Genomic DNA, 11,833 nt, shown 5'->3' on the forward strand with positions numbered 1-11,833 from the left:
CGGTACGTGGCTCCGCGTCGGTACGTGGCTCCGCGTCGGTACGTGGCTCCGCGTCGGTACGTGGCTCCGCGTCGGCACGCCGTCGAACCGGCTCCTCGCCACGTGCCGGCCATGGCCTGAACGACTGCCCGGCACAAGACTGCCCCAGGGGCGTCGGTCCGTCCCACCGGACCACGTGCGAGGTACCCGTCAGGGCCGGCTCCTCACCACGAGCCCAGCCCAGCAACCGGAGCTGCTTTCCGGCCCGAGCCGGTCCCGACCACGAGAAGTCGTTCCATGGCGGGATCGGGATCGGGTGGTTCGGTGGCGCGGGTGGGAAAGCAGGGGCGGAACGCCTCCGTACGCCGGTAGCCTTTGTTTGTGATTGACCTGCGTACCCTTCGTGAGGACCCCGACCGGCTACGGGCGTCGCAGCGTGCCCGCGGTGAGGACGACTCGATCGTCGACACGCTGCTCGACCTCGACGAGCGCCGCCGATCCGCGCTGACCTCGTTCGAGTCTCTGCGTGCCGAGCAGAAGAGTATGGGCAAGTCGGTCTCCAAGGCGCAGGGCGAGGAGAAGGCCGCGCTGCTCCAGCGGGCCAAGGAGCTCGCGGGTCAGGTGAAGGCCGCCGAGTCCGAGGCGGAAAAGCTGGCCGCCGAGCTGGACGGCGTGCTTCAGACGGTGCCCAACATCGTCGAGGAGGGCGCACCGGAGGGCGGCGAGGACGACTACGTCGTGCTTGAGACCCACGGCGAGCCCCGCACGTTCGACTTCGAGCCGAAGGACCATCTGGAGCTGGGCGAGGCGCTCGGCGCGATCGACATGGAGCGCGGCGCCAAGGTGTCGGGCTCGCGGTTCTTCTTCCTCAAGGGCGTCGGCGCCCGGCTGCAGCTCGGCCTGCTCAACATGGCCATGCAGCAGGCGATCGAGGCCGGGTTCATCCCCATGATCACTCCGGTGCTGGTCAAGCCGGAGACCATGCAGGGCACCGGCTTCCACGTCGCCCACGACAAGGAGATCTACCGGCTCCCCGAGGACGACCTCTACCTGGTCGGCACGTCGGAGGTGTCGATGGCCGGCTACCACGCCCAGGAGATCCTCGGTGGCGACGAGCTGCCGCTGCGTTACGCGGGCTGGTCGTCGTGCTTCCGGCGCGAGGCCGGCTCGTACGGCAAGGACACCAGGGGCATCATCCGGGTCCACCAGTTCGACAAGGTCGAGATGTTCTCCTACGTGCGCCCTGAGGACGCCCAGGAGGAGCACAAGCGCCTGCTCGACTGGGAGAAGGAGATGCTGGCCAAGATCGAGGTGCCTTTTCGGATCATCGACACGGCCGCGGGCGACCTCGGCATGTCGGCGGCGCGCAAGTTCGACTGCGAGGCGTGGATCCCGACCCAGGGCCGCTACCGCGAGCTGACCTCGACCTCCAACTGCACCGAGTTCCAGGCGCGCAGGCTGGCGGTCCGCTATCGCGACAAGGACGGCAAGCCCCAGCACCTGGCCACCCTCAACGGCACGCTGGCCACGACCCGCTGGATCGTCGCCATCCTGGAGAACCACCAGCAGGCCGACGGCTCCGTGGTGGTCCCCGAGGCGCTGCGCCCGTACGTGGGGCTCGACGTCCTCACCCCTGGCAAGTGATCGAAGCCGCGTGACCGGCTGCGCGTGACGGGTGGCCCTGTTTCGAGTGACTGGGCAGGGCGGCTGGATCCGCGCGGCCGGCTCCGGGCCGCCGGCCGTTGACCACCGAGTACCGCTTCCGGTCACCGGTTTTCGGTCGCAGACTCCGGGAGACCGGATTCGCGTCGCCGGTTCCGGGGGACCGGCTGCGCGAGATCGGGATCCGGGGGCCGGATCGAGGTGGGCGGTAGGTCCGGAAGCGGTTACTCGTCGGGGAAGGGCTTCGGCCGGCGGGCGTCGCGTCTGATGAGGGCGGCGCTCGCCAGTACGACGACGGCGGTCAGGAGTGCCGCGATGGCGACCGCGACCGAGTACGACTCGGGCGTCCCCCGGGCCCACCCCTCGAACGGCAGGTAGACGCTCGCGTACACCAGCGGTGCCGCCAGCACCCCCACGGCCGCCGCCGTGGGTCGTGTCCGGCCTGTCGCCGCCAGCACGACGCAGATCACGCCGCCCGTCAGTAAGGCGAGGAAGCCGAGGACCCGCAGCGGGACCCAGTCGTCCCAGGGTGCCACCGGCCAGCCGTTGAACAGGAGCAGCAGGCCCAGGCAGGCGGCCACCGCGGAGCTCGTGTACGCGCGGGTGTACCGGCGCAGACCCGCCCCCACCCCGCCGAACAGCACGCAGGCGGCGAGGAAGAGCGCCACGCCCCATTCGGGATCCATGTCCACCTCGGCCGTTCTGAGCCCCGGCCAGCCGATCCGGCGCCAGGTGCCCGACGTGTCGCGGATCGCCAGCCCGTCCATGCCGTTCGCCACGACGACGACGTGCCCGCCGGGCCGTGCCCGGACGGCCAGGGCCTTGGAACGCAGGTCGGTGGGCAGGCCCCCGTACTGCCTGGACATCCGCTCCAGCGCGTCGCCGGTGACCACCCAGGAGGGCCGCCACGTACGTCCCCCGTCGTCCGACTGTTCCACGCCCAACCGGTCGGCGATGATCTGGTAGCACCTCGTGGCCTGCCCTGGCACGCACTGGGCGCTCTGGCCCGGCCTGGGGTCGTGGTCGCCGGTGATCTGCGACCAGCTGAGCCCTCCGTCGTCGGAGATCCACGTGGTTGTGCCGTACGTGAACACGCTGATCCGGCCGCCCGAATCCACCTCGACGGACTCGGCCGAAAACGGGGGCGTCGCGGAGGAGGTGGCGGTGACCGCGATCAGGGCCAGCGGCATCGTCACGATGATGCGCCACCGGGATGAGGAGGGACGGCTGAGGCTGCGGGCGCGTACCCACCAGGCGAGGGCGAGGGCGGGCAGCGCCAGGAGGTCCGTAGGATCGGCCAGGACGCGCGAAGGGCCCGCGACGAGGGTCCAACCCTGGGAGGCGAGCTCAGCGCCCGTCTCCGTGGTCTTCACGAGCGCGAAGGCCACCCCCGTCACCATGATCGCCGCCAGGTCCGCCCGGCGCCGCAGCAGCAGTGCCAGTAGGGCCGGCGCCACGACGAGCCCCGCGACGTCGCTGAGCTTGCCGGTGACGAAACCCGGCCAGGTGTGTTTGAGCAGGTGGTCGTTGATCAACAGCACGAGCACCCCGGCAACGGTCACGGGGTGACACAGCCACGCGTACCTCATATCAGGACGACCGCTGCGGGCGTCCGGTGGTTCAAGGGTTACGTGAGTCGAGTCACAGCCGTGACCAACCCGACACCAGCACAGCCAGGGAGCGGGCCAGCCGGCAGGGGGCTGGTGGACGCCGCCGGGGCACCCGCTGGGGTGGCCGCAGAGGGTGAGCGTGACCGGTCCGATGCCAGTGGAATCGGTCCGTCACGCCAGCGGGACCGGGTCCGACGCGGGCGGGGTCGGTCGGACGCCAGTGGGACGGGTCTGAGGCAAGCGTGATCGCCCCGACCCCGGCGTGATCGGTCCGCACAGGTGGACTGGCTGGACCCCTGCGTGGTCACCCGGTGCAGGCCTGGTCGGCAGGACGCTAGCCTGATCGTGCCGCCCCGGCGGGACCGGCCAGACACGGGGGCCGACCCCACACGGGTGGACCAACCCCATGTGGTGGACCGGCCTGACTGGGGCGGGATCGGCCGGATACGAGTGGAACCGGCCCCAGATCGTCGGGCCGATCTCACACCGGCGGGTCGGTCCGGCGCGAGCGTGACCCGGCGCCGTACAAGCAAAAGACCGGAGCCCGCTGGAAGCGAACTCCGGTCTATCTCGCTGCTACAGGTTAGAGGGCTCGGACCTGTGAGGCCTGCGGCCCCTTCTGGCCCTGCGTGATCTCGAACTCGACCCGCTGGCCGTCTTCAAGGCTGCGGTAGCCGTTGCCGACGATCTCGGAGAAGTGCACGAACACGTCCGGCGCACCGCCGTCCGGGGCGATGAAGCCGAAGCCCTTCTCGGCGTTGAACCACTTGACGGTTCCCTGAGCCATAAAAGCTCTCCCTCAGGATGTGAATCTATGGGACCCACACCTCGTGGGTCCCGGTGTGTCGTACAGCAAGCACCCGGGGTGGCTCAGACAAAGTCATGCTGGTTTTCACTACGGGATCAGCTAATACAACGCCATCACATCTAACACCATTCTGGAGCGTTGGTGTTCCCGTCCCAACGAAGATTTCTGTCAGGCGGCATCACCGGGCAAACTGGAACCTGTTATGCAGAGCCTTCCCGCACCGCGCCTAGTGGCCACCGACCTCGACGGTACCGCGTTGCGCACCGACGGAACCGTGTCTCCCCGCACGGTCGCCGCCTTCGGCAAAGTCGAGGAATCCGGGGCCGTGCTGGCGTTCGTGACGGGGCGTCCGCCCCGGTGGATGGGCGGTGTGGCGAGTGCGGTACGTCACCGTGGGCTGGCCGTCTGTGCAAACGGAGCGCTGATCTACGATCTCCATACCGAACGGATAGTGGAATCTCACCTGATCACGGTCGAGGTACTCGAGGAAGTCGTCGCTCAGCTAAGAGCGAACGTGTCGGATCTCGTATTTTCGGTCGAGTATGAAGCGGGTTTTGCGCATGAGTCGGATTTCCTGCTGAGCGCCCGGGACCGGCGCCCGGGAGCCGTCGGCGCCGCCTCGATGACCTCGCGCCCGTGCGCCAAGCTGCTGGCCCTGCATCCGGCCATGGGCGCGGACGAGCTTCAGGTCACGGTGGAGGAACTGGTGGGGCATCTGGTGACGGCCACGCACTCCAGCGGGAGGGGCCTGATCGAGATGAGCGCCCTGGGCGTGACGAAGGCGACGGCCCTGGCGGCGCTCGCCGGGCAGCACGAGATCAAGCCTGCGCAGACCGTGGCCTTCGGTGACATGCCGAACGACCTGCCCATGCTGAGCTGGGCAGGCACGTCGTACGCGGTCGCCAACGCGCACCCGGCCGTGCTGGCGGCGGTCGATCACGTGACCGCGGCCAACGACGACGACGGGGTCGCGAAGGTGATCGAGGAGCTCTACGCGTAGCCCCGCCGGCCGCTACGAAGCCGGCCGCTACGAAGCCGGCCGCTACGAAGCCGGCCGCGACACAGCGGTCGGTGGCTACAGGTAGGGGCCGGAACCGCCGTGGGGCCGCTGGGGGCCGCCGTCGTCGCCCTGCGGCACGCCGGGCAGCGCCCTGCGCATCTGCTCCAACTGGGCGCGGGCGGCCATCTGCTGCGCGAACAGCGTGGTCTGGATGCCATGGAACAGACCTTCGAGCCATCCGACCAACTGGGCGTGCGCGATGCGCAGCTCGGCCTCGCTCGGCGGCGTGCCGTTCTCGTCGGTGAACGGGAGTGACAGCCGCTCCAGCTCGTCGACCAGCTCGGGCGCGAGGCCGTCCTCAAGCTCCTTGATGGAGGACTCGTGGATCTCCTTCAGGCGCTTGCGGCTGGCCTCGTCGAGGGGAGCCGCGCGGACCTCCTCGAGAAGCTGGCGGATCATGCTGCCGATGCGCATCACCTTGGCGGGCTGCTCGACCAGGTTGGTGACCGAGCGGTCGTCCTCGCCGCTATCGCCCTGACCTTGGAAGTCAGGACCCACCACCACGATGTGGGGGGTGTTGTTGTCCTCAGCATTCATAACACTCACCGTACTAGCAGGATCTTGCCGACGTGCTCCCCGGAATCCAACATTCGGTGAGCTTCGGCGGCATCCGACATGGGCACCTCCGCGTAGATCACCGGACGTACGGCACCCGCCCCGACCAGGGGCCAGACGTTGTCGACGACGCTGCGGACGATGACGCCCTTCTCGTCCACGGGACGCGAGCGCAGCGCGGTGGCGTGCACGGAGGCGCGCTTGGCGAGCAGCATGCCGAGGTCGAGCTCGGCCTTGCGCCCGCCCTGCAACCCGATGATCACCAGCCGGCCGCCGGTCTTGAGCGCGCGCACGTTTCCGGCCAGGTATTTCGCGCCCATGATGTCGAGGATGACGTCGGCGTGAACCTTGTCCGCGAAGTCCTCCTCGCGGTAGTTGATCACCTCGTCGGCGCCGAGCTCCCTGACGCGCTCGGCCTTGGCGGCCGAGCCGACCGTGGTGACGACGTACGAGCCGAGCGCCTTGGCGAGCTGGATCGCGAAGCTGCCGATGCCGCTGGCGCCGCCGTGCACGAGCAGCGTCTCGCCCCTGCGCAGCCGTCCGAGCATGAACACGTTCGACCAGACCGTGCACGCCACCTCAGGCAGCCCGGCGGCCGCGTGCAGCGGCACCCCTTCGGGCACGGGCATGACCTGCTGCCACGGTACGGCTACGCGCTCGGCGTAACCGCCGCCCCCGAGCAGCGCGCACACCTCGTCCCCCGGCTTGAACTGCTCCACGTCCGCCCCGACCTCGGTCACCACGCCCGAGACCTCCAGCCCCGGGTACGGTGAGGAGCCGGGAGGAGGGTCGTAGAATCCCTGCCGCTGCAGGACATCGGCCCGATTCACCGCCGAGGCGGTCGTGTCGATGAGCACGTCGCCCCGCTCGACGCTCGGCTCCGGCACCTCGTGCCACTCCAGGACCTCCGGCCCTCCCGGCTTGACGATCTCAATGGCTCGCATGCGAACCACGGTAGCCGGGCAAAGAAGTTCTGGGTTGCCGGGCTGTGCCGGAGCATGTGGCGTTAACCTGCAATGTATTTGCTGCCCCTTTAGACCCACCCGAGGGGGAACACGGTGGCAAGACACGATCGAGAAGAATCTCTCGAGGAACAGCTGGCCTGGCTCGACGCGATCAAGGAGACGGAGGAGGCGCCCGTTCCGGTCAGCGCCTCGGCCGCCGTCGCCGACGAGCCGGTCGCTTCGCCGTACCCCAAGGACCCCTGGCTGCACGTGCCGCAGCAGCACGACACGCCGACGCCGCCGCTGTTCCGCGCGGCGGTCGACTCCGTGTACGGCCCCGAGGCCGCCGAGGACCTTCCGCAGGCGGAGAGCGAGGCCACCCAGTGGCTCGACCGGGCCGCGCTTCAGGACAAGCCCGCCCCGAGCGTCGAGGATCCCTTCCACGCGCCGCTGAAGCCGCTGCCGCGCCCCGACGACACCGACGCCTTCTCGCTGCCGCTCACGCCGCCGCAGCCGGCCGCGAGCAAGCCCGAGGCGGCCGGGAGCAGCACCGAGACGACGGGGACGACGGGGACGACGGGGACGACGGGGAGCAGGGCCGAGGCGGCGCAGGACGAGCCGTGGCCGCACATCCCCGATTGGGCGCGGGAGTCCACGGAGAGCGAGGAGACGCGGCGTCCCGAGGCCGTCAAGGAGCCCGCGGACGACGAGCCGGCGGGTGCTGAGCCGGTGGGTGCCGAGGCCGCTTCTGCCGAGCCCGTTCAAGCCGAGTCCGTACGCGACGAGCCGGCCGTCACGGAGGCCAAGTCCCCGTGGGCGGACACCCAGCCGCGCAACGAGGCCCCGTCATGGGCCCAGGAACAACGCGACGAGGAGCCGGGCGCAGCAGCGGGTACGGCGGAGGCGCCGTCGTCCGCAGAGCGGCCGCCGTGGGCCGAGTCGTCCGAGACGCTGCCTCGGAGCGAGCGCCCGCAGTGGGGCGAGCCCGAGCCGCGCTCCCAGGAGTCGTCTCCGTCGCTGCGGACGCCGCTCCACGGGTCCCAGGAGCCGTCGCGTGACGAGGCCGCGGAGCCCGAGCGGCTGTCGTGGAGCACGGAGCAGCCCGCCAAGTGGGGCGACGAGCAGCGGCTCACGTGGTCCGATGAGCCGTCCGCGTGGTCCGGCGAACACCCCGCGTGGTCCCGGGATCGTTCCCGGCAGGATGACGAGCGGGCGCGGCAGGATGAGCGTCCGCAGCGGGACGACGAGCGTTCCGCCGGCGACGAGGCACGTCCCCAGCGGGAGGAGCCCCAGGGCTCTCCGTGGGACGAGCCACAGCGTTCCCCATGGGACGAGCCGCAGCGATCGCGGCGCGAGGAGCCGCAGGGTTCTCAGCGGGGTGAGGAGCCGCAGGGTTCTCAGCGGGGTGAGCCGCGCCGTTCGCGGCGGGCGCAACAGCCCGACAACCCGGCCAGGAGCGAGCCGTCCGAGCGCCCCCAGTGGGCCGACCAGCCGCAGTGGGCCGACCAGCAGGAATGGCGGCCCGCCGAACGCGAGATCCCGCCCCCGACCCAGCCCCGCCGGCGCCCGGCCCCCATCCCCGTCTTCACCGCCCCGCCCAGGCCACCGGTCACCGGACGTCCGACGGCGGAGAGCCTCGACCCGGAGTCCCTGCTACGCGGACGGCGTAACGCGCCCTCCAAGGGCTGGCGCCGCATCGTCTACAAGGCGTCCGGCGGCTGGATCAAGCCGGGCGAGCCGCCGGAGGTGCGCCGCCGCCGCGAGCTGGTCACCAGGGCCCGCACCCCGGTGACGGCCGGGCACCACCGGGTGGCCGTGCTGAGCCTGAAGGGCGGCGTGGGCAAGACCACGACCACCGTCGGCCTCGGCGCCACGCTGGCCTCCGTACGCGGTGACCGCGTCATCGCGGTCGACGCCAACCCCGACCGGGGGACGCTGTCCGACAAGCTCGTCCTGGAGACCTCGGCCACCGTGCGTGACCTGCTCAACGAGCGTGACCAGGTCAAGCGGTACGTCGACATCAGGGCGTTCACCTCGCAGGCGCCCTCGCGGCTTGAGGTGCTGGCCTCCGACCGTGACCCCGCGGTCTCCGAGGCGTTCAGCGGCTCCGACTACCAGGACGTCTCCCAGGTCCTGGAGAACTTCTACTCGATCTGCATCACCGACTGCGGCACCGGCCTGCTCCACTCCGCCATGGGCGGCGTGCTCGGGCTGGCCGACCAGATCGTGCTGGTCAGCTCCCCGTCGGTCGACGGCGCCAGGGCGGCCTCGGCGACGCTCGACTGGCTGGAGGCCCACCACTACGCCGACCTGGTCAAGAACGCCACCGTGGTGCTGTGCAGCGTCAGGCCCAGGTCGAAGTCCGCCGTCGACATCAGGAAGCTGGAGGCCCACTTCGCCGCCCGGTGCCGCGCGGTGATCAGGGTGCCCTACGACCCGCATCTGGAGGAGGGCGCGGAGATCGACCTGGACCGGCTCCAGGATGCGACGAGGGAGGCTTACCTACAGCTCGCCGCCAGCGTGGGCGACGCCTTCGCGGGGACCCGCGAGTGAGCGGAGGGTGTGGGATTCGAACCCACGAGGCCATCGCTGACCTGGCCGCTTTCAAGGCGGCTGCACTCGTCCACTATGCGAACCCTCCCGTGCGGAAACCACGATAGCGGCTGTGGTGGCAGGGGTGTACGTTCAGGTGGTGGCGGATCTCAACGTCGAGGTGCAGCGCGGCGCCTGCCGAGCGCTCGTGCGCCTGAGCGGTGATCTCGACAAGCTCACGGCTCCGCTGCTGAAGGACTGCCTGGTGACGCTGTTCACCGAGGGGCGCGTGGAGATCGTGATCGACGCGGCCGAGCTGGAGTTCTGCGACTCCAGCGGCCTGTGGGTGCTGGTCGAGCACCAGCGCAGGATCTCCGCGCACGCCGGAAGCCTGGGCCTCGTCGGCGTGCACGGTGTCTTACAACGGGTGCTCGACGTCACAGGGCTCAAGGCCGCCTTCGACCGCGTGGTCCCGGCAGAACTCTGACCCGCCGGAGACCTGACCGCACGAAGACCGCACGAAGCGAGGACCCCACGAAGAACCGCGCGAGCCCGTACGACGGGCGCGAGCTCAGCCGCTGAGCTGCGAGAGCAGCCACTTGGGGCCCACGGTTTCCGCGCCCAGCTCCCCGACCCGCTCCTTCAGCCCCCGGTCCGCCGTCACGACGAGCACCCGCTCCCACGGCTTGGCCTGACGCACGACCTCCACGATGGCGTCATCGCCGCTCCCCGTAGCCGCCACCACCTGGATCCCCGGTACGGCAGGAGCCTCACGGGCCGCCCCCTCCACGACCGCCACCATCCGCGGATACCACTGCGCCAGCACCGGATGCGTCAGCCGCAGCCCCGACACGTCGTTCAGCAGCCGCGTCGCCGCCCCCAGCCGGTCGTTCCACCAGCCGCGCTCGGCCCGCGCCCCGACGATGTTGGCCACGTCGAGCACCAGGGTCTCGGGACTGATCGCGCCCTGGATGTCACTCCACGTGGCGGCGAAGCCGGGATGGAGCTCACGCTCGGCGATCTCGGGCAGCGCCAGCCAGCGCAGCTCGGTGCTCTCGCCGTTGGCCGGCGCGGCGGCCAGCAGCTCGGCCGAGGCGGCGATCACCGTTTCGAACGTCCAGCCGCCGTGGTCGTCGAGGTAGACCCCCTGCACGCGCAGCCCTTCGCCGCCGAGCGCCGCCTCCTCGCGGGCCTCGCGCAGCGCGCTGGTGACGGCGTCCTCGTGGCTGTCGCGGGCGCCGCCAGGCAACCCCCACGTGCCGCCGTGGTGACTCCACAACGCGCGCTTCTGCATGAGCACGTACGGCACGCCGAGCTCGTCATGGTGCACGACCAGCAGCCCGGAGGCGCCATGAACGCCCCAGTGCTGATGGCCTTGCGCGCACTCGGTCCAGCCGTCGCCGTCCTTAGCCGCCATGAGGGGATTGTCTCAGCCTCCACCCTTGGAGAAATGCTGGTAGTCCTTGGTGCCCGACCAGTAGCCGCCCCACTCCCAGCCGACGCGGGAGAAGGCCTTGACAACCTTGTCACCAGGGTTTACTACACCTTTACCGCTTACAGGCCGTTTAGCGAACTTTTTCGCATTCTGGTGGGCCGTGCTGCCACTTGCGGTGACATATGGGTTCTCGCGGGGATTGATGTCTATCGCTTCCCCATAGGCGTGATTCGACCAGTTGCTCGACCCGGTCGCCGGGCGGCAGTTGAAGGCCGAGGTGTTGTCGGCGTCGATCGAGTCGTAGTCGTCGCCCTTGTACGCGTCCACCAGCTTCATCTGCTTGATGGGCCAGCGCCACCCGTACAACCTCTTGAAGACCGTCACGATGTCGCTGGTCACCGTCTTGCGCACGACCAGCTGCCCGGTGTGCGGTTTGTCGTCGAACCCCCAGTACGTCAGCGTGACCAGCCGCAGGTCCCGGTAGTGGACCGGGCAGCCGGGACGCCAGGAGTACGGGAGCTGGTCGCGCGCGACCCGCGAGACGTTCGCGCTGAACGGCGGCGGCCCGGTCGGGCTGGGGGCCGGAGTGGGCTTCTGCCCGGCGGAGGCGGGCACGGACATGGGTGATTCGGGCGTCTCGTGGACGGAATCCGAGGTCGCGGGCGAGGCGACCGGCTCTCCCGCGCCGCACGAAACGGACGCGAGCACCACGAACGCCATGGCGGCAGCACGTTTCATCTCGCCACCATATGCGACATCCGCCCTGGTCAGGGCACTATCAGCACAGTACGGCGAGCCCGCTTCGCCAGCCCGGAGGAAACCGAGCCCAGCCACGACCTGCGCGAGCGCCCCACGACGATCGCGTCGGCCCGGTACGCGCTGGCCAGCGTCTCCAGCTCGCGCGCCGCGTCACCCCGCACGCTGACGAACTGCCACGGCACCCCGGCGCCGCGCAGCTCGTCCCTGAGCTCCTCGGTCAGGTCGCAGGCCGAGTCGGGGATGATCGGCGACCCGGCCCAGAACCAGAGGGGGATGGTGTTGAGCGACTCGACGAAGGCGATGAGCAGCGCGGCGTCGTCCCTGCGGGCGAGCCCGGCCGCGTACGCGAGTGCGTTGCGGCTCGGGCCCGATCCGTCGAAGCCCACGACGAGCAGGCCGGCGCCGTCCTTGCCGATCTCGAAGCGCCCTTCGGGGAGCTCGCCTTCCAGCGGCTCCCACCGAGGATCTGCGCCACTGCCGAACACGGCA

Annotated in this window: 11 protein-coding genes and 1 tRNA gene; 4 read left to right on the forward strand and 8 right to left on the reverse strand. The window is 70.2% G+C overall.

Going from position 1 to position 11,833, the window contains the following annotated elements; all coding sequences use genetic code 11:
• The first annotated feature begins 360 nt into the window (after positions 1-360).
• Positions 361-1,623, forward strand: a complete 1,263-nt coding sequence (serS, locus tag ABFX54_RS06275) for a serine--tRNA ligase (RefSeq protein WP_346102174.1) — start codon at positions 361-363, stop codon at positions 1,621-1,623.
• Between the two features lie 242 nt (positions 1,624-1,865).
• Here serS and ABFX54_RS06280 read toward each other — a convergent pair whose 3' ends face one another.
• Positions 1,866-3,188, reverse strand: coding sequence for a beta propeller repeat protein (locus ABFX54_RS06280; RefSeq protein ID WP_346102176.1), 1,323 nt, complete (start codon positions 3,186-3,188; stop codon positions 1,866-1,868).
• Between the two features lie 646 nt (positions 3,189-3,834).
• Positions 3,835-4,038, reverse strand: coding sequence for a cold-shock protein (locus ABFX54_RS06285; protein WP_080043977.1), 204 nt, complete (start codon positions 4,036-4,038; stop codon positions 3,835-3,837).
• A 250-nt stretch (positions 4,039-4,288) separates the two neighbouring features.
• Here ABFX54_RS06285 and ABFX54_RS06290 point away from each other — a divergent pair, with 250 nt between their 5' ends.
• On the forward strand, positions 4,289-5,059 hold the full coding sequence (locus tag ABFX54_RS06290; protein WP_346102178.1) for an HAD family hydrolase: 771 nt from the start codon (positions 4,289-4,291) through the stop codon (positions 5,057-5,059).
• A 75-nt stretch (positions 5,060-5,134) separates the two neighbouring features.
• Here the strand turns inward: ABFX54_RS06290 and ABFX54_RS06295 are convergent, their stop codons facing one another.
• Entirely contained in the window at positions 5,135-5,656 is a 522-nt protein-coding gene (locus ABFX54_RS06295) for a bacterial proteasome activator family protein (protein WP_106247429.1), read from the reverse strand.
• Between the two features lie 5 nt (positions 5,657-5,661).
• Positions 5,662-6,618 (reverse strand): NAD(P)H-quinone oxidoreductase, encoded by a 957-nt coding sequence (locus ABFX54_RS06300; protein ID WP_346102180.1) that lies wholly within the window; start codon positions 6,616-6,618, stop codon positions 5,662-5,664.
• A 114-nt stretch (positions 6,619-6,732) separates the two neighbouring features.
• On the opposite strand from ABFX54_RS06300, the gene ABFX54_RS06305 reads away from it, so the two are divergent.
• A complete protein-coding gene (locus tag ABFX54_RS06305; protein ID WP_346102182.1) occupies positions 6,733-9,171 on the forward strand; it encodes a nucleotide-binding protein in 2,439 nt (812 codons plus the stop codon).
• Between the two features lies 1 nt (position 9,172).
• Here the strand turns inward: ABFX54_RS06305 and ABFX54_RS06310 are convergent.
• A tRNA-Ser gene (locus ABFX54_RS06310) sits at positions 9,173-9,259 on the reverse strand.
• 51 nt (positions 9,260-9,310) lie between these two features.
• Here ABFX54_RS06310 and ABFX54_RS06315 point away from each other — a divergent pair.
• A complete protein-coding gene (locus ABFX54_RS06315) occupies positions 9,311-9,637 on the forward strand; it encodes an STAS domain-containing protein (RefSeq protein WP_346102184.1) in 327 nt (108 codons plus the stop codon).
• An 84-nt stretch (positions 9,638-9,721) separates the two neighbouring features.
• On the opposite strand, the gene ABFX54_RS06320 is transcribed toward ABFX54_RS06315, so the two are convergent.
• The 3 genes from ABFX54_RS06320 to ABFX54_RS06330 are packed head-to-tail and all read right to left on the reverse strand — an operon-like array spanning position 9,722 to position 11,829.
• Entirely contained in the window at positions 9,722-10,567 is an 846-nt protein-coding gene (locus tag ABFX54_RS06320; RefSeq protein ID WP_346102186.1) for an NUDIX domain-containing protein, read from the reverse strand.
• 12 nt (positions 10,568-10,579) lie between these two features.
• Positions 10,580-11,323: a M15 family metallopeptidase gene (locus ABFX54_RS06325; RefSeq protein WP_346102187.1), complete on the reverse strand. Its 744-nt coding sequence runs from the start codon at positions 11,321-11,323 to the stop codon at positions 10,580-10,582.
• A gap of 29 nt (positions 11,324-11,352) precedes the next feature.
• Complete coding sequence (locus ABFX54_RS06330; RefSeq protein WP_346102189.1) at positions 11,353-11,829, reverse strand: universal stress protein; 477 nt, start codon at positions 11,827-11,829, stop codon at positions 11,353-11,355.
• Between the last annotated feature and the right edge of the window lie 4 nt (positions 11,830-11,833).

Origin of the sequence: Nonomuraea maheshkhaliensis (assembly GCF_039529435.1) — a bacterium.
Classification (GTDB): Bacteria; Actinomycetota; Actinomycetes; order Streptosporangiales; family Streptosporangiaceae; genus Nonomuraea; species Nonomuraea maheshkhaliensis.

What these genes read in the sequence shown, in the direction of transcription:
- ABFX54_RS06325 (WP_346102187.1), bottom strand. Translation starts at nt 11,323, where the DNA reads ATGAAACGTGCTGCCGCCATGGCGTTCGTGGTGCTCGCGTCCGTTTCG.
- ABFX54_RS06300 (WP_346102180.1), bottom strand. Translation starts at nt 6,618, where the DNA reads ATGCGAGCCATTGAGATCGTCAAGCCGGGAGGGCCGGAGGTCCTGGAG.
- ABFX54_RS06295 (WP_106247429.1), bottom strand. Translation starts at nt 5,656, where the DNA reads ATGAATGCTGAGGACAACAACACCCCCCACATCGTGGTGGTGGGTCCT.
- ABFX54_RS06320 (WP_346102186.1), bottom strand. Translation starts at nt 10,567, where the DNA reads ATGGCGGCTAAGGACGGCGACGGCTGGACCGAGTGCGCGCAAGGCCAT.
- ABFX54_RS06285 (WP_080043977.1), bottom strand. Translation starts at nt 4,038, where the DNA reads ATGGCTCAGGGAACCGTCAAGTGGTTCAACGCCGAGAAGGGCTTCGGC.